Here is a 25,459-nt window from a genome sequence, read left to right as displayed (position 1 = left end):
CTGGCCCTTCCGGCGGCCGGTCAGCGGCGGGCGTCCTCGAGGAGGCGGGTTACGCGGTTGACGAGGTCGCCGGAGTCGAAGGGCTTGGCGATGTAGTCGTCGGCGCCCATGGCTCGGCCGTGGCTGGCGTCGAGGTCGCGGGAGCGGGCGCTCAGGATCAGCACCGGGATGCGGGAGGTGCGGGCCATTCCCTGCAGTTGCTGGCAGACCGTCAGGCCGTCCAGGCCGGGCATGTCGATGTCCAGGACGACCAGGTCGGGGCGTTCGAAGTTGGCCACGCTGATGGCGTCGTTGCCGTTGTCGACCGTGACCGTCTTGTAGCCGGCCGCGCCCAGACGCAGGGCGACCAGGTCGCGGACGTCTTCGTCGTCCTCGGCGATCAGCACGGTGGTGGGCAGCATGGGCATGGGACGCTCCTGTGGACGAGGGGCCTGTGCCCTGTTCCATCGGGTGCGCGGCGGCCGGCGCGAGAGGTTCTCAGTAGCGAGACGAGAGCAGTTCGGCGCGCTTTTGTTGCTTCGCGGCATACAGGGCAGCCTCGGACCGGTCGAGCGCGGCCGGGATCCCGTCGGCCGGGTCGGTCGCCGACCAGCCGATCGACGCCGCCACCATGGCCGCTTCCAGCTCCGCGTTGATGCGCTTCATCACGGCCTCGGCGGCGGACGGTGTGCAGCGGGTGAGGACCAGGCCGAACTCGTCGCCGCCGGTGCGGGCCACGAAGTCGGTGTCGCGGATCGCCCGGCGGGCCACGGCCGCCGCGGCCTTGATGTAGGCGTCGCCGGTGGCGCGGCCCCGGGTCTCGTTGGTCGTCCGCAGGCCGTCGAGGTCGATGAGGGCGACCACCGTGGGGTCGGCCAGACGCTCGTACCGGGCCTGGGTCCGTTCGAGGATGCGCTCCCAGCCCCGGCGGTCGGGCAGACCGGTCAGGGAGTCGGTGTCGGTGCTGAGCTGTTCGCGCAGCAGGGCGTTGGTGGCCAGGTCCTGCACGCGGTCGGTGGCCAGCGCGGCCGTCAGCAGCCGGCCGAGCAGGGTGAGCAGCGGTTCGGCGGCGGCCAGGCGCGGGTCGTGGAGCCGGACGTCGGGGTCGAGCCCGCAGATCGCGCCGAACAGGCTGCCGTCGGGCTCGGTGATGACCGCCCCGGCGTACGTGCCGATGGTGATGCCTTTGTTGACCCCGGCTTTCGCGTACGCGGGCACGGCTTGGGCGTCCCCCGTCACGGCGGGAGTGTCACCGGCGGCCATGTGGATGCAGAAGCTGTCCTCCCACGGGTGGCTCTGGCCCTGGCGCAGCCCGTATCCGTTGTCGGAGTCGAGGTAGAGGTAGGTCTGCCGGCCGTTCTCGACCCGGGTCACGGCCCAGAAGGCCAGCGGCATCTGTTCGTGCAGATAGTCGAGCACCAGGTGCGAGGCGTGCTCGAACCCGGCCGCCGAGAAGAGTTCCAGGGGTTCGGCCTCGGCCACGGGCGGCGGTGCGGCGGCGGGAGCGACCGTGTCCTCGGGCGGCGGCACGACGGTGGCGTCGGCGGGCAGCGTGAACGTGAACCGGGAGCCGTGCCCGTCCGGCCCGGCCGCGGCGCTGATGGTGCCGCCGTGGCGTTCCACGATGCGCTTGCAGATGCCCAGCCCGAGCCCGGTGCCGGTGTAGCCGGCGGAGCGGTGGGCGCGGTGGAACGACTCGAAGATGCTGTCCTCCTGGCCCTCGGGGATGCCGATCCCGTTGTCGTCGACGGTCACGGTGACCAGGTGGTCGGCCAGCTCGGTGCGGATGCGCAGCCGCGGCGCCACCCCGGCCGCGGTGTACTTGATGGCGTTGCTGACCAGGTTCTCCAGCAGCTGCCGGACCAGCACCGGGTCGGCGTAGACCGGACGCAGCTCGCCGATGTCGAAGGCCGGCACCGGGGTGCCCGCGCTCTGCGCCTGGTCCATCCGGGCGATCGCGATGTCGTTGGCCAGCTCGCCCAGGTCGACCTGGGTCGGGGCCAGGGCGGCATCACGGGCCGTGGTGTACGCCAGCAGGTCGTCGATCATGCCGCGCATCCGCCGCGAGGCCCGGCTGATCCGGCCCAGGCCGTCGCGGGCCTGCGGGTCGTCCGGCGCCCCGGGCTCGTCGAGGGCGTCGAGCAGCCACGACGTCCAGCCCTCGACCGTGGCCAGCGGGTTGAGCAGGTCGTGGGCCACCACCCCGGCGAACGCGGCCAGCTCGTCGCGGTGCCGGCGTTCGGCGGTGACGTCGTGGAACACGGTGACGGCGCAGCGCACCCCGTTCTGGCTGCCCGGCACCGCGGCCGAGCTGACGCTGAGCAGCCGCCCCTGGGGCACGCCGGGGTTGCGGACCAGGATGTCCATGCCGCGGACGTCCGTCCCGGCGAAGGCCCGCCGGTGCGGCATCTCGTCCGGCGCGACCGGGGTGCCGTCCGGGCGGAACAGGCCGTAGAAGTCGGGCTTGCCCATGTGATCCGTGGGGCTGACGACCCCGCCCAGCAGCCGCCGGACGGCCGAGTTGCGCAGCAGCAGCCGGCCCTGCTCGTCGACGACCGTGAGCCCCTCGACCATCGAGTTGACGATCGCGGTCATCAGCTTGGCCTGGTCGGTGGTGGCGTTCTGCTCGGCCCGTAACTGGGCCACCAGCGCGACCCGCTCGTCGCGGCCCAGGGCCAGGGCCAGACCGACCACGGCGATCATCCCGACGAACGACTGGGCGACCAGGGCCCGCGCCGGGTTGGAGCCGACGTACGCGAAGGCGCCGCTGCCCTGGAGCGTGCACAGCACCGCGACTGCTCCGAGGACCAGCCCGTGCAGGACCACGAAGGCGGTGTTCAGCCGCGAACCGGCCCACACGGTGAGGCTGATCAGCGTGAACGCCAGCGGCAGGTGGTGGTTGATGCCGAACACGGCGGTGTAGGCCGCGATCGAGAGCACGACGACCGCCGTGTACTCGAGGCGGCGCTGCGGGGTGGCGCCGGCCCACCGCGCCCAGGCGCCGCGCCACGCGTGCCGCCAGGTGAACCAGACCGCGGCCAGCACGAGGATGCTGACGGTGTTACGGGTCATCCAGACCGCGGTCGCGGGCCACGAGTACACCCCGGTGACCGCCCACACGCCGGTCGGGCCGATCAGCGCGCCGCCCCCGGTGCTGACGAGCGCGGCCGCCATCAACCGCCACAGTTCCTGCGTACGGGAAAGGGGTTCGTCGACCAGATGGGCCAGCCACCGCCGCACGAGGTAGGCGAACAGGCCGGCCTGGACGACGTTGGCCAGCACGAACCAGGCCGCCAGGGCAAGGGAGGCGCCCGTGGCCATGTTGACCGCGGTCGTGATGACGCACAGGGCCGCGACGTCCCACGAGCGCCGGCGCGAGCGGTACTGCACCAGGAACCACACAGCGGAGACGCCCGCCGCGGGCCAGACCAGGCTCAGGTTGGTCGCGTCCATCACGGTGAGGCGGCCGGCGTAGGTCGCGACCAGGAAGGCGAGCGAGAACGCCAGCGTGCGCGTCACGGACGAGCGCCGGCTCATGGCTCCCCCGTCCTCCGCGTGGTCTCTCACGACTCATCGGCACCGAGAACCACTTGCTGAGACGGAAAATCTCCCCGGGCCGTCGTGGGTCCGGGGAGATTTTCGTACGCGGGTCAGGCCGTGAAACGCAGACGGCGGCGCCGGACCAGGAGGACCGTTCCCGCCCCCAGGACGAGAAGTGCGACGGCCCCGGCCAGCACGACGCCCGTCGGGGCACCAGTGACGGGCAGCCCGCCACCCTCGCCTCCGTCACCGCCCACGCGGCCGGTGGGCGACGCGCTGGGCTCGGCGGGCGAGCTGGTCGGTGCGGTGGTCGGCGGGGTCGTCGTCCCGGGCGCCGGGCTCGGCGTCGGAATCGGGCCGTTCCACTTCGCGTACTTCTTCTCGAACGTGCCCGAGACCTTGTCGCCGTACGGCTCGGCCGGCGTGAGCAGCGGGCCGCCCTCACCGCGGAACACGACACCGGGCACGACAGCGTGATCGGCCGTCGCGGTGACCTTCGTGGTCTGCTCCGGGTCGATCGACCGCACGAACGCGATGCCGCCCCCGCCGTAGACCTCGGTGATCAGCCAGGTGCCGCCGGAGTAGCGGAAGTCGGTGATCGCGTACCCGTTCTCGACCGTCAGCGCCATCCGGCCCGGGCCACGGACGATGAGCTCGGGTGCGTCGACATAGCCCGGCTCCTCGAAGGTCACCGTGCGCTGCGGCTCGCCGAGCGACTCCTGCCGGCGGGTCAAGTAGTCGTACACCTTCTTGACGACCGCGTACTCGTTCTCGGCGCCCAGGCCCGCGCCCGCTCGCCACGCCCCGAGCGAGACGTTGTCGGTCCGCTTCCAGATCGCGGCCTGCGTGCCCAGCCGCAGCAGCTGGTTGACGGTCGCGGCGGACGCGCCCGGCGGCACCTTCACCCCGGCCGCCGCGATGAGCGTGCCGCGATTGACGGACGGGTAGCCCTGCTCGATCACCCACTGCGCGGACGACAGGTTCCTGTTGCCGGCCTCGGCCCAGGTGATGTCCGAGTAGTCGACCTCACCGGTCAGCGCCGTCCGGCTGAACGACAGCGAGAAGGCGGGCACGGCCGGCGCACCCTCGCCCTTCAACTGAATGCCCCGGACCGTGGTCGGCGTGCCACCCAGCAGCAGCGTGCGCGCCGTGCCATCGGCCTTGGCGACCGCGGCCAGCGGCTCCGCGTCGGCGGCCGACGCCGGCGTGGCCGCACCCAGCCCGAGCCCGGCCCCGGCCAGCAGCGCGGGAACGAGCCTCAACAATCGAAATCTCACTGCTACTTCTCCCCCGTGGTTCTCGTGTGCGAGGGATTCAACCACGTCTCTCAGCAGCCGTTGCGGGCGGCGCTGACGGCCACGTCGTCGTACCACAGGGTGTCGGCGCCGTCGCCGTAGCTCTCCCAGCCCAGGCGCAGGTCGGTGAGCGCCGGGCGCCAGGTGCGGTTGAGCCACTGGCCGTCGATGTCGTGGGTCGGGGTGCCGTCGGCCTTCAGACCCGGTACCGAGGTGCCGTTGAGCCAGGTCTCGATGGCGCCGTCACGACCGTCGACTTTGTACTCGACGCAGTTCCACGTGTTGACCGGCAGCGGGGCCGAGAGGGCGACGCCGGCTGGGCTCTGCTCGGGCAGGGTCGCGTCGTCGGAGGCGCGGTTGAACTGCAGCGCGCCGTTCTGGCCACCGAACCGCAGGTCCCGGTGGCCGTCGGCCGAGTCCGACATGGCCACGGCGGTGACGTGAGCGGCGGGCAGTGCCGTGGTGTGCCGCACCCAGAAGCGGACGTACCAGGCCGTGGTCGTGGTGCCGAGGATCTGGGTGTTGCGCACGAAGACGTGGTTGCAGTAGCCCGCGGCGCCGTTGATGCGCAGCGACGCCGAGCCACTGCGAGCGACCGTACGGTCGATGGCCGCACTGCCTGCCCCGGAGCAGTCGGGATAGGTGACGGCCCAGTTACCGCCGGGGACGCTGCCCGTCTGGTTCTCGAAGCCATCGCCCTGCTCGCCCGCTGGCGGCGGCGTCGTGGGCGGCGTCGTGGGCGGCGTCGTGGGCGGCGTCGTGGGCGGGGTGGTCGGTGGCGGGGTGTCACCGCTGCACGAGACGCCGTTGAAGCTGAAGTCCGTAGGGGTGGCGTTGGTGCCCGAGTACGTCCCCTGGAAGCCGAACCGCGCGGACGCCCCGGTCGCCAGCGGCCCGTTCCAGCCGACGCCGGCCGCTGTGACGACGTTCCCGGCCTGGGTGACGGTGGCGTTCCAGCCGTTGGTGACCCGCTGATCGCCGGCGAACGTCCACGACAGCGTCCACGAGGTGACCGCCGCCCCGCCGTTGGTGACCTGCACCTCGGCCGTGAACCCGGTCGACCACTGGTTGGCCGTCCAGCCGACCGTGCACACCGGCGCCGCCGACGCCGCCCGCACCCCGGCCCCGCCCGCTACCACCACCGACGCCGCCGTCAGGACAGCCAGCACCCGACCTCGCACGACAACCACCTCCGCTTAATTTGGGAGCGCTCCCATATATCGATGACTGTAGTTGCATATGGCAGCGATGTCACGAATGGGAGGGCTCCGCTGTCCTGTCTCGTACGCCAATCCGCTCAGGAGGAACACATGAGTCAGCTGCCACCCGGGGTCGACCTGATCGCGACCCGGCCCGACGCCGCCGCCCTGATCCCGGCCGGCGCCGAGGCCCGCACCATCACGGTCACCCTCGGCCCCGGCGACCCCGGCGCACCGCCGCACCGGCACCCCGGCCCCATCTTCGGCTACGTCATCCAGGGCGAACTCCTCTTCGAGCTGGAAGGGGAACGGCCACGGGTGCTCAAGGCCGGCGACACGCTGTTCGAGCCGGGCGGCGACACGATCCACTACCGGGGCGCCAACAACCTCACGGACAGCCCGACACTCTTCCTGGTGATCATGTTCGCGCCGCCCGGGACGCCGATCCTGACCGTGGTCAGCGAGCAGGAGCAGGCTGAGCGACGTCACTTGCGCTTCTCCTAATAAAGATGGCCGATACCCTTTTTATTGACCTACGCTGGGGGCATGGCCCAAGATTTGGCCGGTCGTCCCGACGTACAGGAATTGGTCGGGGCCTTCTACCGGCAGGCGTTCGCTGATCCGCTGATCGGCCCGATCTTCACCGACATCGCCCGGATGGATCTCGAGGCGCACATGCCGATCATGTGCGACTTCTGGGAGACGGCGCTGTTCCGCACGGGCTCGTACAAGCGGAACGCGCTGCAGCTGCACTTCGCGCTCGACAACAAGTTCCAGCTCGAACCGCAGCACTTCGCGCGATGGGTCGAGTTGTGGGGCCGGGCCGTCGACGAACGCTTCGCCGGGCCCAAGGCCGAGCTGGCCAAGCGGCAGGCCGAGCGGATCGCCGGCGCCATGCACCGGCGCCTCAGCCAGCGCAGGTTGCAATGGCCGGCGGCCTGAACCCGGACGCCGCGCAGCCGGCACCGGCCGGGGGCCGGAACCCGTACGCCGCGCAGCCGGCCGGGGGCCGGAACCCGTACGCCGCGCTGGCCGCGCCGAGCCGCCGCCGGATCCTCGACACGATCCGGTCGGCGGCCGGCCCGGTCGACGCCCGGCTCCTCGCGGCCGAGCTCGGCCTGCACGTGACCACGGTCCGCGCCCACCTCGACCAGCTGGCCGAGGCCGGCCTGGTCGAGGCCGCGGCGGGCCACGAGCCGCGGCGGGGGCGGCCCCGGCTCTTCTACACGGCGACGCGCAACCCGGACCCCCGCGACCAGCTGATCGACGCCCTGGCCGACGAGCTGGCCACCGACCGCGCCGTCGCCGCCGGACGGGCCTGGGGTGAGGACCTGCTGCGCTCGGTGCCGGCGGAGGCCGACCGGACGGCGGCGCTGGTGAGGGTGCTCGACCGGCTCGAGTTCAGCCCCGAGCCGATCGAGTCCGGACTGGGGCTGCGGACGTGCCCGTTCCGGGAATCGGCTCGCCGCAACCCGTCGGTGGTCTGCGCCGCCCACCGCGGCCTCGTCGAACACATCGTCGGGGGCGCCACCCTGCGCCCGTTCGTCGAGCCCGAGCTCTGCGTGGTCGACCTGCCCGCCCGATGAGTTTCGGCGTCGCCGTCGGTCCAACCGTTCATGACAGCGACCTACACCTTCGACGTCTTCTCCAGCCTCGACGGCTTCGGCGCGGCCGGCGGCGACTGGACCGGCTACTGGGGCAAGCAGGGCCCCGAACTTCTGAAGCACAGGCTTTCCCAGTACGAACGGGAACAGCGCATGGTCTTCGGCGCCAACACCTACCGTGCGTTCGTGGGGCTGCTCGCCTCGGGCGCCGAGGAATCCGTACGGGATCCCTGGGTGACCCGGATGGTCGGCCTGCCCGCCACGGTCATCTCGAACGCCCTGGACGGCCCCCTCGACTGGCCGGACGGCACGGTGGTCAAGGGCGACGCCGTCGACGTGGTGGCCCGGCTCAAGCAGGAGTCCGCGGTGCCGCTGCGCTCCCACGGCAGCCTGTCGATGAACCGGGCCCTGATGGCGGCCGGCCTGGTCGACTTCGTGCAGGTCACGCTGTTCCCGGTGATCACCGGCCAGACCGGCGAGGACCCCATCTTCCGGGGCGCGGCCGACTTCGACCTCGACCTGGTCGAGACCCGCACCCTCGACGGCCGCATCCAGGAATTCGTCTACCGCCCCACCCTGCACCCCCAGGGCGCCGCCCGGTGACGTCGGCGGCGGCGGGCGCGGTTTTGTCGTACCCCTGAACGACACTGGAGGGGTGAGTGGTGGACGAAGGCGTGAGGCGAGCATTGCCCACGTCGACCTGGACGCGATGTTCGCGGCGGTCGAGCAGCGCGACAAGGTTTCGCTGCGCGGCCGGCCGGTCGTCGTCGGCGGGGTGGCCGGGCGGGGCGTGGTGGCCACGGCGTCGTACGAGGCCCGGCAGTTCGGGGCCCGTTCGGCCATGCCGACGGCCGAGGCTCGACGCCGCTGCCCGTCCGGCACGGCGTTTCTCGCGCCGCGGTTCGCCGCCTACCGCAAGACCAGCGAGGTTGTCATGGCCGTGCTGGCCGAGCTGTCGCCGCTGGTCGAACAGGTCTCGATCGACGAGGCGTACCTCGACCTGGCCGCGGCCGGCCACCACGACCTGACGGTGGGCGGCGTCACCGCCCTGGCCGAGCAGGCCCGGCGCGAGATCGCGGCGGCCACCGGCGGGGTGACGGCGTCGATCGGCATCGGCACCTCCAAACTGGTGGCCAAGATCGGCTCCGACCTGAACAAACCCAACGGCCTGACCGTCGTCGCTCCCGGCGATGAACAGGCCGTGCTGCACCCACTGCCGGTGACCCGTCTGCCCGGCGTGGGCCCCGCCACCGCCGAACGCCTGCGCCGCTCCGGCCTGCACACCATCGGCGACCTGGCCCGCGTCGACCGGTCCGACCTGATCGACTGGTTCGGCCAGGCCCACGGCGCCGGCCTCTACCGGCTGGCCCGCGCCGAGGACGACCGCGCGGTGGTCGGTGAACGCGAGGCCAAATCCGTCTCGGCCGAGGAGACGTTCGAGTTCGACCTGACCGACCGCGGGCGCCTCAACCATGAGATCGACCTGCTGGCCACCCGCGTCGGCAGCCGCCTGCGGGCGGGCGGCCTGTCGGCCCGCACGGTCACCATCAAGGTCCGCCACCACGACTTCACCACGATCACCCGCTCGGCCACCCGGGCCCAGCCCACGGACGACCCGCGGCTGGTCGCCCAGTTCGCCCGCACCCTGCTGGCCGAGATCGACACCTCGGCCGGCATCCGCCTGCTGGGCGTCGGCGCCACCACCCTGGCCGACTTCGTCCAGGACGACCTGTTCGGCTCCACGGTCACCGCCACCCCGGACACCTTCGCCACTTCCGGCGCCCACCATCGGCCCGCCGACCATGAAGAGGGCTCCCCGCCCACGGCACCGGGGAGGCCGACGCCGCCCGCAGCCACCGACTGGCGCCCGGGCCAGGACGTGCGTCACGACAACCACGGCTCCGGCTGGGTATGGGGCAGCGGCCGCGGCGTCGTCACGGTCCGCTTCGAGGGCCCGTCCACTCCCCCGGGTCCGGTCCGCACCTTCGCGGTCGACGACCCGGCCCTGCACCCGTCCGACCCACCCGACTGGACCAACACGCCACCCGTCGCGGCCCCCGCCTGATCCGCGCGATGCGAACGCGTGCCGGGCCCGGGGTCGTACTCACAGCCCCTCGTCCGCTTTGCGTCACCGGCCGCCGGGTTGCCCGCGCACCGATCCGACGACGATCGCGTGGGAAACTCGGTCGATGTGGTGCCTCGATCCCGTCAACAGCCCCGAATTGTTGGGCCGGCTGCGGCCGCACGGCCGGAACGGTGACTTCGAGGTGGCGTCGGTCGGCGAGGGGTGGCGGCTGCTCGTCGAGGCGGTCACGACCGGCTCCTGGCGGTCTTTCCCCAGTACGAACTCCTGGACATCAAACAGAGCTGGGGTGAGCTCGCTCACCACTCGAGGGTCGTACGCAATGTCTCGTGCCTGGGAAGGGCGGCCCTCGTGCCGCCGGCGAGCAGCGCGAACCGGTCGTGCCGCCGGTCGAGGATCTGGGCCGGGGCGAGCGCGCGGGTCCGGACGGTCGCCAGCTCGATCGCCAGGGGCAGGCCGTCGAGCCGCCGGCACAGATCCGCCACGGCCGCGCGGTTGAGATCGGTGAGCTCGAAGTCGCCTGCCGCCGCCACTGCGCGCTCGACGAAGAGCCGGACCGCTTCGTTCTCGCGCAGGCGCTCCAGCGGGTCGTCCACCGGGAGCGGCACCGGCAGCACGTGTTCACCGGCCGCCCGGAGCGGCGCCTGACTGGTGGCTACCGCGAGCTGACGGCGAGGGAGCCGAAGCCGGCGGCGGCGGTCACCTCCAGGCCGGAGCCGTCGCCGGCGGTCAGGGTGGTGTTCTGGGCTATGCCGCTCTCGCGTTTGCCGTAGAGACTGACCTCGCCCGCGCCGGAGTCGGCCCGGACCCGCACGGGGACCTCGCCCTCGGTCTGGATGTTCCATTCGCGGACGCCGCCGGACATGCGGATCGGCAGGGAGCCGGACGAGGTGGGCAGGGCCAGGTAGACGCTGTCGGCGCCGCCGGTCAGGTCGACCGCGCGGACGGTGCCGCCGGTGAGGACGAATTTCGCGGCGCGCACCCCGCCGTTCATGCGGATGGTCCAGGTGATCCGGTCGTCGAGGAGGACGTCCAGGCGGCCGGGGCCGGACTCGCCGGTCGGGCGGGCGGTCACCTTGACGTCGGTGCCATCCACGCTGGTCGCGGGGTTGAGGCCGCTGCCGGGTGGGGTGGTGACCCCGATCGGGCCGTCGGCGGGCCGACCCAGCTCCAGGTTCAGCTCGGTCACGTTGCTGGCCAGGTCGAACGTGCCCGCTTGGAATGCCGGACCGGCGACGGTGGTCGGAGCGGTCGGCTCGGACGACTTGGTGATGACCAGGATCGTCACTCCCAGGAGCACGGCCACGCCGACCAAGGCCACCACCATCTTCGGACGGGGGCGGCGACGTGCTGCGGTGGGTGGGACCGGGTCGAACTCCTCGGTCAAAGGCTCGTCACCCGAAGCACTGGCGGGAGCGGAACCGGAAGGCCTGGACGACCCTCGGCGAAGGGAGGACATGTCATCCGGGGAGAGGAACAGCTCATCCAGGGACGACGACATGTTATCCGGGGATAGCCGGTCCTGGGACGGATTGGATGGGGCTTGGGCCGGAATGGATGGGGCTTGGGCCGGAGTGGATGGGGCTTGGGACGGAGTGGATGGGGCTTGGGACGGAGTGGATGGGCCGTGGGACGGGGGTGACGAGTCCTGGGAGCGAGGCGGCGGGGCCGGGGAACCGGACTGCTCGTCCTGGTAGGCGAAGCCGGCGGCGCCGGACAGCAGGGGGTAGGTCTCGGTCGGCTCGTCGAGTCCGTCCATTGCTGTCTCCTCGCTGCGACCGGGTGTGTCGCCAGGAGGTACGGGCGGCGCCCGCGTTCCGGTTCGATCCGGACCGCCGAAGAAGATCGGGTTACTTGGAGATCAGGGCGCAGTAGACCGTGTGGACCAGGATGGGGCGGCGGACGCTGCGGAGCACCGGCTCGAAAAACTCCTGGCGGTAGTCGGGGTTGGTCATCGAGGTGGTGGAGAACGAGACGCCACCGAAGGAGGCCAGCAGGGCGGCCAGCTTGAACAGGGCAACCGGCACCCCGACCTGCAGTGCGGGCTCGTGGCCGATCCACTCGGCCGCGGTTTCATCCTGGACGGTGATCAGGCCCAGAGCCACGAAGAACAGGAACAGCCCCAGGCCGATGATCGCCGCCTGCACCAGCTGGCGGACGGTCAGCAGCACCAGCACGTTGAGCTCTTGCCGCGGCTCCAACGGCCGCAATGGGGCGGCCGGCGGGATGTCGACACCGGCCAGCGGAGTACCCCGACACGCCTCGGCCAGCCGGCCGTCCCCACCACCAACGGGCTGGTCGCGTCGGGCCCGAACGCTCCGGGCCACGCCGCATGCACCAGCGGCCCGCCGACCACGAAGACGGCGCCGTGGAACACCGCCACCCCGACCACCCCGGCCCAGCTCAGCCGGGGCGGGCGGTGCCCGTTCAACCCGCCCGTGACCGGCCAGATCACCGCCATCAGCAGCAGCGGCAGGATCAGCGACAGGATGGTCGGGACGGATGCCACCTGGAGCAGCCAGTACAGCGACGCCCCGGTCAGGAACGGCACCATCCGTGGTACGACCTGCGGCCGGGCGGTGAACTCGGCGACCAGTTGGGGCAGCGCGGCCCGCACGAACCAGCGCTCGGTCCGGTTGAGGGTGATCGCCTGTGTTCCGCTCACGCCGATGATCGAACCATGCCGGCCCCCGAAGGTCAGCCCGCAAAGACGGTGGTGCGGCAGCGTTCGCTACAACGGCAGCCACTCCATGCTGGTGGTGATCTCGGCCAGGACCTCGGGGCGGGGCTCGACGCCCAGGCCGGGGCCGGTGGGGACGGGCAGGTGGCCGTCCTGCAGCACGAACGGCTCGGTGACGTCGGTGCTGTAGTAGCGGGCCGAGGCCGACGTGTCGCCGGGCAGGGTGAAACCGGGGAGGGCGGCCAAAGCCACGTTGGCCGCCCTCCCCAGGCCTGTTTCGAGCATGCCGCCGGCCCACACCGGGATCCCGTTGGCCACGCACACGTCGTGGATGCGGCGGGCCTCCAGGTAGCCGCCGACCCGGCCCGGTTTGACGTTGATGATGCTGCAGGCGCCGAGGCGGATGGCGTCGGCCGCGGACCGGGCCGACACGATCGACTCGTCGAGGCAGATCGGGGTGCGGACGCGCTTGGACAGTTCGGCGTGGCCGAGCACGTCTTCCTCGTCGAGCGGCTGTTCGATCAGCAGCAGCCCGAACGGGTCGAGCGCGGCCAGCAGCGGCGCGTCCCCCACGGTGTACGCCGTGTTCGCGTCGACCTGCAGCAGCACGTCGTCGCCGAAGCGTTCGCGGACGGCCCGCACCGGCGCCACGTCCCAGCCGGGCTCGATCTTGAGTTTGATCCGGACGTAGCCCTGGGCCAGGTAGCCGTCGACCGCGTCCAGCAGTTCGGGGATCGAGTCCATGATGCCGACCGACACCCCGCACGGTACCCGGTCCCGGGTGGCACCCAGTTCCCGTCCGAAGCTGCGGCCCGAGGCGCGCAGCTCGGCGTCGAGCACCGCCATCTCCAGGGCCGCCTTGGCCATCCGGTGGCCCTTGAACTTGTGCAGGGCGGGCGCGACAGCGGCGGCCGCATCCAGATCAAAAGCGCCCAGCGCCGGCACCAGGTAGCGCCGCAGCACGTCGGCCGCCGCCTCCACGTACTCGCTGGAGTAGAGCGGGTCGCTCATCGCGACGCATTCGCCCCAGCCCTCGGCCTCGTCGGTGACCGCCCGCAGCAGCAGCACGTCGCGTTCGGTCTCCGTGCCGAAGGACGTGCGGAACGGCGACACCAGCGGCATCCGGATCCGGCGCAGCTCGATTCCGGTCAGTTTCATGCGTCAGTCCTCTCCACCACGTACCACCCGGCCCGGTCGAAGCCGGTCACCCGGGCCCCGCCGTCGATCAGCGGGCCCAGGGCCTCGCGCACGGCCACCCGCCAGCGCCGGGCGCCGGCCGGGTCGGTGCGGCGCAACGCTTCGATGTCGGGCGGCACGGCCACCAGCACGATCCGGCCGTCGGCCTCGCCTGGGACGGGTTCCCCCGAGGGCGTACGACCGAGGGCCGTCACCGCCCCGGCCGCGCGCAGCATCTCGGCGTCCCAGCGCTGCGGGCGCTCGCCCCGGGCCACCTGGTCGACGCGGGGCGCGGTCAGGTCCCACTGCAGCAGCAGCCGGTCGGTGGCGTCGTCGCCGTTGATGGCGTCGCCCATCGGGCCGTAGAAGTCGGGCAGGTACTGCACCGGCGCCCCACCCAGCTTGACCAGGTTGAAGTACGCGTTCCGGCTCACCAGCGGGTCGTAGGTCCAGCTGATCCTGCTCATGCCGTGGTCGAGCGCCCACGCCCGCTGGTGCAGCTTGAGGGCCCAGCCCACGTTGCGCCCCCGGGCCGCCCGCGCGACCCCGGCGATGTGGCTGTGGATCTCGTGGCGGTCCGGCGCGGCGAAGAACGCGGCGCATGCCCCGACCAGCCCGGTCTCGTCGAACGCCCCGGCCACGTAGTTGCCGGCCTTGCTCATCGCACGCAGCAGTTCCCGCGAGACCGGCGCGTGGGCCGGGGCCGAGTGCCAGATGCTGTCGAACAGCCAGAAGATCTCGTGCAGCTCGGCCAGTTCGGTGACGATCCGGATCCGGACGCCGGCCGCCGTGGCCGCCAGATCGGCCGCCGTGGCCGGGGTGAGCAGGTCGCTCATCGGCCGGTCACCTCCCGCACCAGGGCCGTGACGAGGGCCGCCCGCCGCGGCATCTCGGCCACGACGACGTGTTCGCCGGCCGCGTGGGCGCCGCCGCCGACCGCGCCCAGGCCGTCCAGCGTGGGTGTGCCGACGCCGGCCGTGAAATTGCCGTCCGAGGCGCCGCCGACAGCGGCCCGTTCCAGCGCGCCGTCGAAGGCCATCGCGCGCAGGTAGAGCGCGTCGGAGGCGGTCGCCTCGAGCGGCGGCCGGTTCGGGCCACCCTCGACGACGATCCGGGCCCCGGGCAGCACCGGGGTCAGCGCCTGCAGGGCGGCGTCGACGCGCAGCTGCTCGGCGACGGTGCGGGCACGGACGTCGACGGCGAACTCGCCCAGCGCGGGCACGGTGTTGGTCGTCGTGCCCGCGGCCGTCCGGGTCGGCACGACGCTCGTACCGGAAACGGGGTCGGCCAGGGCCTGCACCGCGAGCACCTGGTGGGCCAGTTCCACTGTCGCGTTCACCCCCGCTTCGGGTTCGAGCCCGGCGTGCGCGGCCCGCCCGAGAATGCGTACCAGATAGAGCGAAACGCCTTTGCGCTCGGTCTTCAGCGCGCCCCCGTCGGCCGCGCCTTCCAGCACCAGGGCGGCCGCGCAGCCGGTGGCCTCCTGCTCGATCAGCTCGCGCGACGACGGCGAGCCCAGCTCCTCGTCGCCGGTGATCAGCACGCTGACCCCGGCCCGGTCGGGCAGCGCGGCCACGGCGTGCAGCGCCTGCACCACCCCGGCCTTCATGTCGAAGCAGCCCGGCCCGCGCAGAAACTCCCCCTCGATCTCGTACGGATGAAGGGCGAGCGATCCCAGCGGCCACACCGTGTCGTGATGGCCGAGCAGCAGCACCCGCGGCGGCCCGTCGCCGAACCGCCACCGCAGGTGGGTGCGGCCGTCGAGCACGATGCGTTCCGGGTCCACGCCCAGCCGCCGGCGCCCGACCGCGGCCAGCACCTCGGCGCTGCGGGCCACGGCGGCCCGATCGTCCGAGGGCGACTCGCAGGTCACCAGCTCACGCAGGTCGGCCAGCATCTCGGGCAGGTTCATCTCAAGCCACCTTCGGGGTCGCCCGCACACCCAGGTGCACGTAGCGCTCCCCGGTGGGCAGCCGGTAGAAGTACACCGGGAACCAGGTGTCGCTCTGCGGCATCCGTACCAGGAAGAGGTCGTCCTTGACCCCCACCATAGGCAGCTCGTGGACCGGTTCGGGGCTGAGTTCGGCCAGCGGCCCGGTCTGGGTCATCCGCAGGATCGAGCCCTCCAGCACCTCGAGCCGGGTGCTGGCCCGCTCGTAGGTGCCCAGGTGCGGGGTGACGTCGACCTCGACCGGCGGCGACGGCGGGCTCAGCGGCTGCGGCATCGTCACCCCGGCCACCTCGGCGAAGATCTCGCCGAACAGGTCCTGGTAGAGGTCGCGGGCGCCCTCGCCGTTGGTCAGCAGGGTCACGGCCAGGCCCTGCGACGGCAGCAGCCGCAGGAACGCCGACTGGCCGATGGTGTTGCCGTCGTGGCCGATCAGCCGGTGGCCGTCCCAGCCGAAGCGGATCCAGCCCAGCCCCCACGAGTCGCCCAGCGTGTACTTCTCGGGCAGCTCGACCTGTTCGTCGGTCATCGCGGCGGCGCCGGCCGCGCTCAGCACGTCCCCGCCCCCGTCCAGGTGCATCCTGGCGAACGCCAGCAGGTCGGCCGCGGTCGAGTTGATCAGCCCGGCCGGGCCGAGCGCGCGCGGCAGCGTCCACACCGGAGCGACCTGCGGACCGGGCACGTGGCCGGTGGCCGCCCGGTGCAGCAGCGCCTCCTCGGGCAGGGTGCCGGTGCGGCGCAGGCCCAGCGGTTTGACGATCCGGTCGCGGACGGCCGCGTCCCAGGTGCCGCCGGTGAGCTTCTCGATCACCCGGCCCGCCAGCGAGAACCCCGAGTTGCAGTACGACCAGGTGGCCCCGAGCGGGTGGTTCTGGGCCACCTCACGCAGGCCGCCGACGTACTTCTCGAGACAGTCGTCGCCGCGGCCGGTGTCGGTGAAGACGTCGCCGTCGATGCCGCTGGTATGGGTGAGCAGGTGGCGCATGGTCACCTTGGCCGCGACGCCGGAGTCGGCCAGCGTCAGCTCGGGCAGCACGTCGGCGATCGGGGCGTCCAGCTCGAGCTGGCCCTCGTCCACCAGTTGCTGCACGAGCGTGGCCGTCCACACCTTGCTGATCGAGCCGATCTGGAACACCGACTCGGTGGTGGTCTCGACCCCGGTGTCGACGTTGAGCAGGCCGTAGGCGGCCTCGACGAGCTCGTCGCCGCGCAGGATCCCCAGCACCGCCCCCGGCACGCCATGACGCTTGGCCAGCACGTCGAGCCGCCGCTGCCAGTGCCCGGCGTCCAGCGGGGCCCGGCCGGTGCCGGTGTGCCGGCGCACCCACTCGGCGATCCGCCGGTTGAAGTCGAGCCGCTGCGAGGGCGGCCCCTCGACGATCAGCAGGTGCGACCCGCCCGGGTACAGCACGAGCTCGGCCGGCACGCCCCGCTCGCGCAGCGCGGTGTGCCACTGCTGGGCCTGGCCGACCGGGCAGCGCAGGTCGGAGTCGCCCTGGATGATCAGGGTCGGCGTGTCGACGTCGGCCACCCGGGTGATCGGCGACATCGCCGCGTAGCGCCCCGGCTCGGCCCACGGGGTGCCGCCGAGTTCGAGGCCGGCCAGCAGGTGCCCGTCGTCCGAGCTGCCGGCCATGCTGGTGAGGTCGCTGACCACGCCGCCGGTGACCGCGGCCGCGAACCGGTCGTCGATCGCGGTGAGATAGCACGTCATGTAGCCGCCGTAGCTGTACCCGGCCACGGCCAGTTTCGCCGGGTCGGCGGTGCCGTCGGCGACCAGCTGGTCGAGCGGTTCGAGGAAGTCGCGGGCGTCGGCCTCGCCCCACGCGCCCACGGCGGCGGTGAAGAACTGCTCGCCGTAGCCGTCGCTGGCCCGCGGGTTGAGCAGCAGCACGGTCCAGCCGTCGGCCGCCAGCTCCTGGTGGTACAGGTGGACCTCGTCGGCCGCACCGTTCCAGGCGTTGTGCGGGCCGCCGTGGATGTCCAGCAGCAACGGCGTGGGGCCGGTCGCCGCCGGGTCGCGGATCAGCCAGCCCTGCACCACCGTGCCGTCCGAGATGGTGAACTCGCGCTCCACCCGCGCGAACAACTCGACGTCCTCGAAGACCTTCCCGTGGTTCGTGCGCACGCTTTCGGCCCCGCTCGCCACGTCGATCGTGACAATTTCTCCGTACGACCCCGGGGTAGCCAGAGTGACAACGGCCGTGGCACCCGACACGGACAGTCCGGCGACCACGCGACCCGCTCCCCCGACGAGCACCCGAGGCTCACCGCCGTCGAGCGACACGGCGTACAGATGCGAGCAACCCCTGTCCCGTACGCAGAAAAGCACTGTCCGCCCGTCGGCCGCGAACCGGGGCACCGCGCCCGGATAGGCCGGCCCGCCCGCCATGACGTTGCGGTCGAGGCTCTTCGCGAGGTCGCGCACCCCGCCCCCGTCGAGCGGCACGTACAGCAGCCCCGCGTGACCGACCGGCTCCCCCTCGAAGCCGACGACCACCAGCGCGTCACCGTCCGGGGTCCACGCGCCCGGCCCGGCCACCCCGTCGGCCAGCCCGACCGCGTGCGGCCGGGCCTTGGCGTCGGTGACGTCCACGACGTGCAGCGGCGCCCGGAACACCAGGTCGGCGTCGGGGCCGGTGGCCGCCGCGAAGGCCAGCCGCGTCGAGTCGGGCGACCAGGCCGGTTCGCCCGCGTGCCAGTCCCCCTCGGTCACCTGCCGGCACTCGCGGCTCTCCACGTCGAGCACGAACAGATGATTGCGGACATCACGCAGCCACCCGGCGCCGTCGGCCTGGTAGTCGAGGCGCTCGGTGACGATCGGCGCCTTCTCGTCGGCGCCGGTCGTGGACACGGCCGCGGCGAAGGCGATCCGCGTGCCGTCCGGGCTCCACACCGGCGCCCCCGCCCCCTTGGGCAGGTCGGTGACTGCTTCGGCCTCGCCCCCGTCGGCGGGCAGCAGCCAGATCTGGGCCGCCCCGTCGCCGCCGCGCAGGAAGGCGAGCTGCCGGCCGTCCGGCGACCAGGCCGGCGAAGTGTCGGCCGGCCCGCGGGTCAGCCGGCGCGGTTCACCGGTCCCGGCCAGCCAGAGACCCCGGGTGACCCGGTCGCCGGCCTCGTCGGCGGCGCGCAAGACGTACGCGATCCGGTTGCCGTCCGGGCTCAGGGCGGGCTGTTCGGGCGTCGTCACCGACACCAGGTCCTCGATCCGCGCACGACGTGCCACTGTTTCCCCCTCGCCTAGGCCTCAGCGCGAAGCCTGCCTGGCGTGGGGTACCCGTGTCATGGTGCGCCCGGACGAGTCGGAGGCCCTCGACTCGTCCGCTACGCCGAGAAGACGCGGAGTTGCAGCATCGCGCCGAACCTTGCCTCGGGGTCGGTCAGGTCGACCTCGCCCACCTCGGCCAGGCGCCGCAGCCGGTAGCGGAAGGTGTTGGGGTGCACGTGCAGGGCGGCCGCGGCCGCCACGGCGTCGCCGAACGCGTCGAGCCAAGCCGCGAACGTCTCGACCAGGTTGGCGTTGTGCTCGGCGTCGTAGGCCAGCAGCTTGGCCAGCGGCCCGCTCGGCGCGTCGCCCCGGGCCGCCGTCAAGTCGCGCAGTTCCAGCACCATGGCCCGGGTGTAGACGTCCTCGAGCCGGGCGACCCGCCGCCCACCGCCCGAGCGCAGCACCCGCAGCGCGCGGTCGGCGCTCACCCGCACCGCGGCCAGCTCGGCCACCGACGAGCCGGGCGGGCTGACCCCGATCAGGGCCGGCACCCGGTCGCCGACCCGGTCGAGGAACTCCGTGGCCACCTTGACCGCGCGCTCCGAGGTGACCGCGGGCAGCAGCCCGTAGGCGACGTCGCCGAGCAGGGCCACCGCGCTGCCGGCGTGCACGGCGCTCAGGTGCATGGTGAGCGCGTCGGTCAGCCGTTGCCGGTCGGCCGCCAGCCCGGACCGGTCGGCCGCGCCCTCCGGCTCGGCCGGGGCCAGGGCCAGCACCACCAGCGGCTGGTCGGCCAGGCCGAGACGGGCCAGCGACTCCCGGGCGCCCGCACCGCCTTCCAAGGCCGTGCCGACCAGTTCCGTACGCAATCGGCGTTCGACATCGGCCCCCGCGCGCAGCCGCAGCATGTGCAGCGCGACCAGCTTCGCGGCATCGCTGAAGGCGCGCGAGCGGTCGGGCGTGAGCGGCTCGTGCACGGCGGCCCAGATCGAGCCCAGGAACTCGTCGCCCGCGCGCACGGCCACCGCCACCCGCGGCACCGAGAACTCGCCGGGCGCGGTCGGCGGCGGCGTCACGAACACCGGATCGGCGCTGTGGTGCAGGTCGCGCAGCACGCCCGCGCGGGACAAAATGCGGGCGAAGCGTTCCGGCACCTGGCGGCCCAGGATCGTCTCGACCCGCGACTCGTCGGCCTCCTCCTGGCGGCCCGAGAAGGCCAGCACCCGCGAGTCCGGGTCCTCGATCGTGACCGGCGCGTCGACGAGCGCGGCCACGGCGTTGGCCAGCGCGAACAGGTCACCCGAGGGCAGCCCGCCGAGCATCTCGGGCCCGGCGTCGCCGACGTCGCCCTGGCTCAGCATCGACCGCAGCAGCGCCGCCAGCTGGGCCCACGAGGCGCCCCGGGTCAGGGCGAGCAGAGCCACTCCGGACTCCTGCGCCGCCGCCCGCACGTCGTCCCCGGCCGGCACGGGGGCCCGTACGATCAGACCGGCCGCCCCGTGCGGTCCGAGCGCGCGCAACAGGGCGGCGATCTCGGCCGGCTCGCGCAGCCCCACGCCGAGCACGAGCGCGGGCGACGGCAGATGCGTCTCGTCGTACGGGTCATGGATGGCGATGCCGGCGATCGGCTCGGCCGACCGCACCTCGCCGTGCACCAGATCGAGCAGCGTGGCCCCGAGATCGTCGAGGACCCGCCCGAGGCTGGCGCGCGGCTGCTGGCTCATGCCACCGGAGCCTAGCCGCATAGATCAGGTTCCGAGGGGCACGCCGGGACGCGGGACGGCCGCGAGCAGTTCGCGCGTGTACTCGTGCTGCGGGTCGAGCAGCACCTCGTCGACCGGGCCGTACTCGACGATGCGACCCTGGCGCATCACGGCCACGATGTCGCTGACGTAGCGCACCACGGCCAGGTTGTGCGAGATGAACAGCATCGTCAGCCGCATCCGGCGTTGCAGGTCGCGCACCGCGTTGAGCACCGCGCCCTGGATCGACACGTCCAGGGCCGAGGTGATCTCGTCGGCCACGATCACCTCGGGCTTCCCGGACAGGGCGCGGGCCAGCGCGACCCGCTGCCGCTGCCCGCCGGAGAGCTCGTCCGGGCGGGCGCCGGCCCGGTCCGCGGCCAAGCCGACCAGCTCGAGCAGGCGGCCCACCTCGGCCCGCTTGTCACCGGTGCCGCGCGGCATGGCCTCCGCGATGGACGCGCCGATGCTCATCCGCGGGTCGAGCGCCGAGTACGGATCCTGGAAGATCATCTGCAGCGGCCGCGTCCGCAGCCCGGTGATGGGCTGCCCGTCGAGCAGAATGCGCCCGGCGGCGAGTGGGGCCAGCCCGACCGCGGCCCGGGCCAGCGTCGACTTGCCCGACCCGGACTCGCCGACCAGCCCCACGATCCGGCCGGCCGGCACGACCAGGTCGACGCCGTCGACGGCGACCGTGCCGCTGCGGCGCGAACCGAAGCGGACGGTCACGTCCTCGAAGGTCAGCTCGCGCATCGCGGCGTGGCCCGAGCGCCGAAGTGCACGTACTTCTCGCCGGTGGACAGCTCGTAGAAGGTGGCCGGGATCCAGTTGCCGGTCTCCGGGTCCTGGGCCACGAACAGGTCGGGCGCGACTGCGACCATCGGGTAGTCGACCGGCTCCTCCTGCAGCAGTTCGGCCATGGCGCCGGTGACGCTGACCCGCAGCACCGGGCCGGTATCCGTCACGGTGATCTCCTGCCGGATGCTGGCCCGCTCGTAGACACCCGCGTAGGGGGCGGGATCGACCTCGACCGGGACGTCCGGCGGGCCGAGCGGATGTGGGACGGGCACCTGGGCCAGCTCGGCGAAGATCTCGCGGTACAGCTCCTCGTACAGCTTGGCGCCGTTGCCGCCGTTGGTCAGCAGCGCGACGGCGAGACCCGTCTCGGGCAGGATGCGCAGGAAGGCGGCCTGGCCGATGGTGTTGCCGTCGTGGCCGATCAGGCGGTGGCCGTCCCAGCCCGCCCGCTCCCAGCCCAGGCCCCACGAGTCGCCCAGCAGGTACTTGTCCGGCAGGTCGGCCTGGTGCTCGGCCATGGCGGCGGCACTGGCCGAGCTGAGCACCTCGCCGCCGCCGTCCAGGTGCATCTGGGCGAATTTGAGCAGGTCGGCCACGGTGGAGACGATCGAGCCGGCCGGTCCGGCCGAGCGCGGGATGCCCCAGACCGGCGCCACGGTCTGGTCGCCGTCGTGGGTCACGTGGCCGACGGCCGCCCGGTGCAGCAGCGCCTCCTCGGGCAGCGTGACCGTGTGGGTCAGCCCGAGCGGCGTGACCAGCCGGTCGCGGACGGCGGCGTCCCAGGTGCCGCCGGTCAGCTTCTCGATGACCCGTCCGGCCAGCGAGAACCCGGAGTTGCAGTACGACCAGGTGGCGTCGAGCGGATGGTTCTGGGCGGCGTCGGCCAGCACGGCGGTGTACTTCTCGAGGCAGTCGTCGCCGCGGCCGGTGTCGGTGAAGACGTCACCGTCGATGCCGCTGGTGTGGGTGAGCAGGTGGCGCATGGTCACCTTGGCCGTGACGCCGGGGTCGCTGAGGCGCAGCTCGGGCAGCACCTCGACCAGCGGGGCGTCGAGCTGCAGCTTGCCCTCGTCGACCAGCTGCATGACGATCGTGGCCGTCCACACCTTGGTGATCGACCCGATCTGGAACAGCGAGTCGGTGGTGGTCTCGACGCCGGTGCGCAGGCTCAGCACCCCGTACGCGAAGTCGGTGATCTCGCCCTGGCTCAGGATGCCCAGGGTCGCGCCGGGCACGTTGTGGCGCTCGGCCAGCTCGGCCAGGCGCTGATTCCAGTCGGTCATGGTCGTTCCCCTCCCAGGGGTGCGGCGATCGGGTCGTCCGTCTTGTCGTCGTCCGGCACCGTGGTCCGGTTGTCCGGGATCGCGGCCGGGGCCTGGTCGGCGTGCCAGCAGGCGACGCGACGGCCGATGGCGTAGGTGGTCAGGGCCGGGTCCTCCCGGCGGCACCGGTCGGTGGCGAGCAGGCAGCGCGGGGCGTACGGGCAGCCCGCGGGCAGGTCGTGCGGGTCCGGCGGGCGACCCGGGATGACGGCGAGCGGGGCGTTCCGGTCGGTCGTCATGTCGGGCACGGCGGCCACCAGAGCCCGCGTGTAGGGATGCCGAGCGTCGTGCAGCAGCGCGTCGGTCGGCAGATCCTCGACGATCCGGCCGGCGTACATCACCAGCACGCGCTCGCAGACCTGGCCCACCACGGTCACGTCATGGCTGATGAACAGCAACCCGACCCGCTCGGCGGCCCGGATATTGGCGATCAGCTGCAGCACCTGGCGCTGAACGGTGACGTCGAGGGCGGTGGTCGGCTCGTCGGCGATGATCAGCTGTGGATTGGCCATCACCCCCATGCCGATCATGGCCCGCTGACGCATGCCGCCCGAGAACTCGTGCGGCAGCTGCTTCGCGCGGCGCTCGGCCGACGGAATGCGCACCGCAGCCAAACGGTCAACGGCTCGCCGCCAGGCTGTGCGCCTGTCCGCCCCCTGATGCTCGCGGACAACTTCGGCCAACTGCCGCCCGACTCGCTGAGTGGGATTGAGCGAAGTCATCGGATCCTGAAACACCATCGACAGCGAAGTGCCGAGCAGCCGCCGATGGTCGGCCTTCTCGCGGAGGTCGGTCCCGAGGAACTCGAGGCGTTCGGCGCGGACGCGACCGGGGTGTTCGATCAGTTGGGCGATGGCGAGTGCGGTCAGGCTCTTGCCCGAGCCGCTCTCGCCGACGATGCCGATGGCCTCGCCCCGCCGGACCGACAGGCTCACGCCGCGCACGGGAGTGACCGGTCCTCCGGCCGCGGGGAACGTCACGTGCAGGTTCTCGACGGCCAGCAGGGGCTGATCGGGGCCGTCCGGTTCCGGGTCGGCCGGTGGCGGCTCGTACGTGTGTTCTGTCCGTCGACCGGTCTGCGCCGAGCGCAGGCCGATCGCTCGGGCGACCGCCTCGCCGCTCAGGTTGAACGCCATCGCGGCCAGCACCACGGCCACCCCGGCGGCCAGCGCGCCGGCCGGGTGCACGTAGATCTGGGCCAGACCTTCGCCCAGGAGGCGACCCCAGTCGTAGCTGGGGGCCTGCACGCCCAGCCCCAGGAACGACAGGCTGGCGAAGGCCAGCAGAGCGCTGCCGGCCGCCATCGTCGCCGAGACGATCAGCGGCTCGGCGATGTTGGGCAGCACGTGCCGCACCAGGATCCGCATCCGGCCGATCCCGGCCACCCGGGCCGCGGCGATGAAGTCGCGCCCCGAGACGGTGGCCGCCATGGTCTGCGTGAGGCGGGCGAAGCCGGGCGCGGTGGCGAAACCGATCGCCAGCACGGCCCCCTTCGCCCCCACCCCGAAGATGACGGCGAAGAACAGCGCCAGCAGCAGCGACGGGAACGCCACGGCGATGTTGATGAGCGTGCCGACCCAGCGTCCGATCCAGCGGCCCAGCAGCACGTTCGCGGTGCCGAGCAGCAACCCGGCGGTCACCCCGATCGCGGTCGCCAGCAGGGCCAGCCCCACCGACAGCCGGGTCGCCACCAGCACCCGGGCCAGGATGTCGCGCCCGAGCAGATCGGTGCCGACGGGGTGGGCCGACGACGGCCCCTGCAGAATCTCGGCCGACTGCACCGCGTCGGCCCGGCCCGACCAGATCAGCGGGGCCACGACCGCCAGCAGCACCACGGCCGCCAGCAGCACGGCCGCGGTGATCCCGAGCGGACTGCGCAGCGCGCCGGTCCAGCGCCTGGCCGCGGTCGCCTTCATCAGCTCTCCCGGATCGCCGAGCGGGGGTCGAGCACGGCCAGCGCCACGTCCACCACCAGGTTGATCAGCAGCACGCCGATGCCGTAGACGAGCACCACGCCCTGCACGGTCGGATAGTCCTTGGCCAGGATCGACTGGACGATGGTGCCGCCCAGCCCGGGCCAGGCGAAGATGTTCTCGATCAGCACCGTGCCCGCCACCAGCGACCCCAGCAGCAGCCCGCCCAGGGTCAGCGTGGCGGTCAGCGCGTTCGGCAACGCGTGCCGCAGATAGATCGCTCCGGCCCGCAGGCGTTTGGCCCGGGCCGTACGGATGTAGTCGGTCTGCAGCACGGCCAGCAGCTCGACCCGCACGATCCGGGCCAGCATGAACGCGGGCCCGATGGCCAGGGCCAGCACCGGCAGCACGTACGAGTCGGGCCCCGAACGCCCGGCCACCGGGAACCAGCCGAGCTGGACGCTGAACACGAACACCAGCCCGACCGCCATCAGGAACTCGGGAATGGTCGCCACCACGACGCCGGCCGAGGTGAGCGCCCAGTCCCCGCCGCGGCGGCGGCTGTCGCGGGCCAGCACGGCCATCAGCAGGCCGAGCGGCACCGAGACGACCACGGCCAGCGCGAAGGCCAGCAAAGCCATCTGGATGGTCGAGCCGAGCCGGGCCGAGATCACCTCCTGCACCGGCAGACCGGAGGTCATCGAGACCCCCATGTCCCCGGTCAGCAGCTTGCGCAGGTAGTTCAGGTACTGCAGCCAGAGCGGGTCGTTGAACCCGAGCGCCTCGCGCCGCTGCTCGATCAGCGAGAGCGGAGCGGTCGGGCCGAGCGCCGCCCGGACCGGGTCGCCGGGCAGCACGTGGATCATGAGGAAGGCGGCGGTCACCAGCACCCAGACGCTCAGCACCAGGCGCCCGGCCCGGCGCATCCCGAACCGGGCCCACGGGCCGTCCGTGACGGTAGCGACCTTCACC

22 protein-coding genes are annotated in these 25,459 nt (G+C 72.6%); 5 read left to right on the top strand and 17 right to left on the bottom strand.

Annotated features, from left to right (window positions below; genetic code table 11):
• Positions 1-20 precede the first annotated feature (20 nt).
• The 4 genes from M1L60_RS26325 to M1L60_RS26310 all read right to left on the bottom strand — a co-directional run bounded on the left by M1L60_RS26325 (position 21) and on the right by M1L60_RS26310 (position 5,995).
• Complete coding sequence (locus M1L60_RS26325; RefSeq protein ID WP_253240195.1) at positions 21-407, bottom strand: response regulator transcription factor; 387 nt, start codon at positions 405-407, stop codon at positions 21-23.
• A 70-nt stretch (positions 408-477) separates the two neighbouring features.
• Positions 478-3,516, bottom strand: coding sequence for an ATP-binding protein (locus tag M1L60_RS26320; RefSeq protein ID WP_253240194.1), 3,039 nt, complete (start codon positions 3,514-3,516; stop codon positions 478-480).
• Between the two features lie 113 nt (positions 3,517-3,629).
• Positions 3,630-4,781, bottom strand: a complete 1,152-nt coding sequence (locus M1L60_RS26315; RefSeq protein WP_253240193.1) for a thioester domain-containing protein — start codon at positions 4,779-4,781, stop codon at positions 3,630-3,632.
• 65 nt (positions 4,782-4,846) lie between these two features.
• Positions 4,847-5,995, bottom strand: coding sequence for a cellulose-binding domain-containing protein (locus M1L60_RS26310; RefSeq protein ID WP_253240192.1), 1,149 nt, complete (start codon positions 5,993-5,995; stop codon positions 4,847-4,849).
• Positions 5,996-6,124: 129 nt separating this feature from the next.
• Here M1L60_RS26310 and M1L60_RS26305 point away from each other — a divergent pair, with 129 nt between their 5' ends.
• From M1L60_RS26305 to M1L60_RS26285, 5 genes are read left to right on the top strand one after another with little or no spacing between them, the layout of a single operon-like run.
• Positions 6,125-6,517, top strand: coding sequence for a cupin domain-containing protein (locus M1L60_RS26305; protein ID WP_253240191.1), 393 nt, complete (start codon positions 6,125-6,127; stop codon positions 6,515-6,517).
• Positions 6,518-6,559: 42 nt separating this feature from the next.
• Positions 6,560-6,955 (top strand): group III truncated hemoglobin, encoded by a 396-nt coding sequence (locus tag M1L60_RS26300; RefSeq protein ID WP_253240190.1) that lies wholly within the window; start codon positions 6,560-6,562, stop codon positions 6,953-6,955.
• Positions 6,940-7,599 (top strand): helix-turn-helix transcriptional regulator, encoded by a 660-nt coding sequence (locus M1L60_RS26295; protein WP_253240189.1) that lies wholly within the window; start codon positions 6,940-6,942, stop codon positions 7,597-7,599. The genes M1L60_RS26300 and M1L60_RS26295 overlap by 16 nt, the downstream gene beginning before the upstream one ends.
• Positions 7,600-7,629: 30 nt before the next feature.
• Positions 7,630-8,220 carry a dihydrofolate reductase family protein gene (locus M1L60_RS26290; protein WP_253240188.1) on the top strand — a complete coding sequence of 197 codons (591 nt, stop codon included), beginning with the start codon at positions 7,630-7,632 and terminating at the stop codon, positions 8,218-8,220.
• A gap of 52 nt (positions 8,221-8,272) precedes the next feature.
• Positions 8,273-9,682 carry a DNA polymerase IV gene (locus M1L60_RS26285; RefSeq protein ID WP_253240187.1) on the top strand — a complete coding sequence of 470 codons (1,410 nt, stop codon included), beginning with the start codon at positions 8,273-8,275 and terminating at the stop codon, positions 9,680-9,682.
• 317 nt (positions 9,683-9,999) lie between these two features.
• Here the strand turns inward: M1L60_RS26285 and M1L60_RS26280 are convergent, their stop codons facing one another.
• From M1L60_RS26280 to M1L60_RS26220, 13 genes are all read right to left on the bottom strand, one after another.
• Positions 10,000-10,308, bottom strand: a complete 309-nt coding sequence (locus M1L60_RS26280; RefSeq protein ID WP_253240186.1) for a hypothetical protein — start codon at positions 10,306-10,308, stop codon at positions 10,000-10,002.
• A gap of 47 nt (positions 10,309-10,355) precedes the next feature.
• Positions 10,356-11,027: a hypothetical protein gene (locus tag M1L60_RS26275; protein WP_253240185.1), complete on the bottom strand. Its 672-nt coding sequence runs from the start codon at positions 11,025-11,027 to the stop codon at positions 10,356-10,358.
• 523 nt (positions 11,028-11,550) lie between these two features.
• Complete coding sequence (locus M1L60_RS26270; RefSeq protein WP_253240184.1) at positions 11,551-11,877, bottom strand: hypothetical protein; 327 nt, start codon at positions 11,875-11,877, stop codon at positions 11,551-11,553.
• The gene (locus tag M1L60_RS26265; RefSeq protein WP_253240183.1) at positions 11,862-12,365 is read right to left on the bottom strand and encodes a hypothetical protein; all 504 of its coding nucleotides are present in this window, start codon (positions 12,363-12,365) and stop codon (positions 11,862-11,864) included. The genes M1L60_RS26270 and M1L60_RS26265 overlap by 16 nt, the downstream gene beginning before the upstream one ends.
• A 66-nt stretch (positions 12,366-12,431) precedes the next feature.
• Complete coding sequence (gene menC, locus M1L60_RS26260; protein WP_253240182.1) at positions 12,432-13,538, bottom strand: o-succinylbenzoate synthase; 1,107 nt, start codon at positions 13,536-13,538, stop codon at positions 12,432-12,434.
• Positions 13,535-14,392, bottom strand: coding sequence for a GNAT family N-acetyltransferase (locus M1L60_RS26255; protein WP_253240181.1), 858 nt, complete (start codon positions 14,390-14,392; stop codon positions 13,535-13,537). The genes menC and M1L60_RS26255 overlap by 4 nt, the downstream gene beginning before the upstream one ends.
• The gene (locus tag M1L60_RS26250; protein ID WP_253240180.1) at positions 14,389-15,468 is read right to left on the bottom strand and encodes a M20/M25/M40 family metallo-hydrolase; all 1,080 of its coding nucleotides are present in this window, start codon (positions 15,466-15,468) and stop codon (positions 14,389-14,391) included. The genes M1L60_RS26255 and M1L60_RS26250 overlap by 4 nt, the downstream gene beginning before the upstream one ends.
• A 1-nt stretch (position 15,469) precedes the next feature.
• A complete protein-coding gene (locus M1L60_RS26245; protein WP_253240179.1) occupies positions 15,470-18,730 on the bottom strand; it encodes an LpqB family beta-propeller domain-containing protein in 3,261 nt (1,086 codons plus the stop codon).
• A gap of 98 nt (positions 18,731-18,828) precedes the next feature.
• Positions 18,829-20,436 (bottom strand): PucR family transcriptional regulator, encoded by a 1,608-nt coding sequence (locus M1L60_RS26240; protein WP_253240178.1) that lies wholly within the window; start codon positions 20,434-20,436, stop codon positions 18,829-18,831.
• A 24-nt stretch (positions 20,437-20,460) separates the two neighbouring features.
• Complete coding sequence (locus M1L60_RS26235) at positions 20,461-21,207, bottom strand: ABC transporter ATP-binding protein (protein WP_253240177.1); 747 nt, start codon at positions 21,205-21,207, stop codon at positions 20,461-20,463.
• Positions 21,195-22,535 carry a serine hydrolase domain-containing protein gene (locus tag M1L60_RS26230; protein ID WP_253240176.1) on the bottom strand — a complete coding sequence of 447 codons (1,341 nt, stop codon included), beginning with the start codon at positions 22,533-22,535 and terminating at the stop codon, positions 21,195-21,197. The genes M1L60_RS26235 and M1L60_RS26230 overlap by 13 nt, the downstream gene beginning before the upstream one ends.
• A complete protein-coding gene (locus M1L60_RS26225) occupies positions 22,532-24,490 on the bottom strand; it encodes a dipeptide/oligopeptide/nickel ABC transporter permease/ATP-binding protein (protein ID WP_253240175.1) in 1,959 nt (652 codons plus the stop codon). Before M1L60_RS26225 ends, M1L60_RS26230 begins: the two co-directional genes overlap by 4 nt.
• Positions 24,490-25,458: an ABC transporter permease gene (locus tag M1L60_RS26220; RefSeq protein WP_253240174.1), complete on the bottom strand. Its 969-nt coding sequence runs from the start codon at positions 25,456-25,458 to the stop codon at positions 24,490-24,492. The genes M1L60_RS26225 and M1L60_RS26220 overlap by 1 nt, the downstream gene beginning before the upstream one ends.
• Position 25,459 lies beyond the last annotated feature (1 nt).

It is taken from the genome of Paractinoplanes aksuensis (assembly GCF_024137025.1).
In the GTDB taxonomy this organism is placed as follows: domain Bacteria; phylum Actinomycetota; class Actinomycetes; order Mycobacteriales; family Micromonosporaceae; genus Actinoplanes; species Actinoplanes aksuensis.
This window is presented reverse-complemented; position numbering and strand designations above follow the sequence as displayed.

What these genes read in the sequence shown, in the direction of transcription:
- M1L60_RS26325 (WP_253240195.1), bottom strand. Translation starts at nt 407, where the DNA reads ATGCCCATGCTGCCCACCACCGTGCTGATCGCCGAGGACGACGAAGAC.
- M1L60_RS26320 (WP_253240194.1), bottom strand. Translation starts at nt 3,516, where the DNA reads ATGAGCCGGCGCTCGTCCGTGACGCGCACGCTGGCGTTCTCGCTCGCC.
- M1L60_RS26305 (WP_253240191.1), top strand. Translation starts at nt 6,125, where the DNA reads ATGAGTCAGCTGCCACCCGGGGTCGACCTGATCGCGACCCGGCCCGAC.
- M1L60_RS26300 (WP_253240190.1), top strand. Translation starts at nt 6,560, where the DNA reads ATGGCCCAAGATTTGGCCGGTCGTCCCGACGTACAGGAATTGGTCGGG.
- M1L60_RS26295 (WP_253240189.1), top strand. Translation starts at nt 6,940, where the DNA reads ATGGCCGGCGGCCTGAACCCGGACGCCGCGCAGCCGGCACCGGCCGGG.
- M1L60_RS26290 (WP_253240188.1), top strand. Translation starts at nt 7,630, where the DNA reads ATGACAGCGACCTACACCTTCGACGTCTTCTCCAGCCTCGACGGCTTC.
- M1L60_RS26275 (WP_253240185.1), bottom strand. Translation starts at nt 11,027, where the DNA reads ATGGTGGTGGCCTTGGTCGGCGTGGCCGTGCTCCTGGGAGTGACGATC.
- menC (WP_253240182.1), bottom strand. Translation starts at nt 13,538, where the DNA reads ATGAAACTGACCGGAATCGAGCTGCGCCGGATCCGGATGCCGCTGGTG.
- M1L60_RS26255 (WP_253240181.1), bottom strand. Translation starts at nt 14,392, where the DNA reads ATGAGCGACCTGCTCACCCCGGCCACGGCGGCCGATCTGGCGGCCACG.
- M1L60_RS26250 (WP_253240180.1), bottom strand. Translation starts at nt 15,468, where the DNA reads ATGAACCTGCCCGAGATGCTGGCCGACCTGCGTGAGCTGGTGACCTGC.
- M1L60_RS26240 (WP_253240178.1), bottom strand. Translation starts at nt 20,436, where the DNA reads ATGAGCCAGCAGCCGCGCGCCAGCCTCGGGCGGGTCCTCGACGATCTC.
- M1L60_RS26235 (WP_253240177.1), bottom strand. Translation starts at nt 21,207, where the DNA reads ATGCGCGAGCTGACCTTCGAGGACGTGACCGTCCGCTTCGGTTCGCGC.
- M1L60_RS26230 (WP_253240176.1), bottom strand. Translation starts at nt 22,535, where the DNA reads ATGACCGACTGGAATCAGCGCCTGGCCGAGCTGGCCGAGCGCCACAAC.
- M1L60_RS26225 (WP_253240175.1), bottom strand. Translation starts at nt 24,490, where the DNA reads ATGAAGGCGACCGCGGCCAGGCGCTGGACCGGCGCGCTGCGCAGTCCG.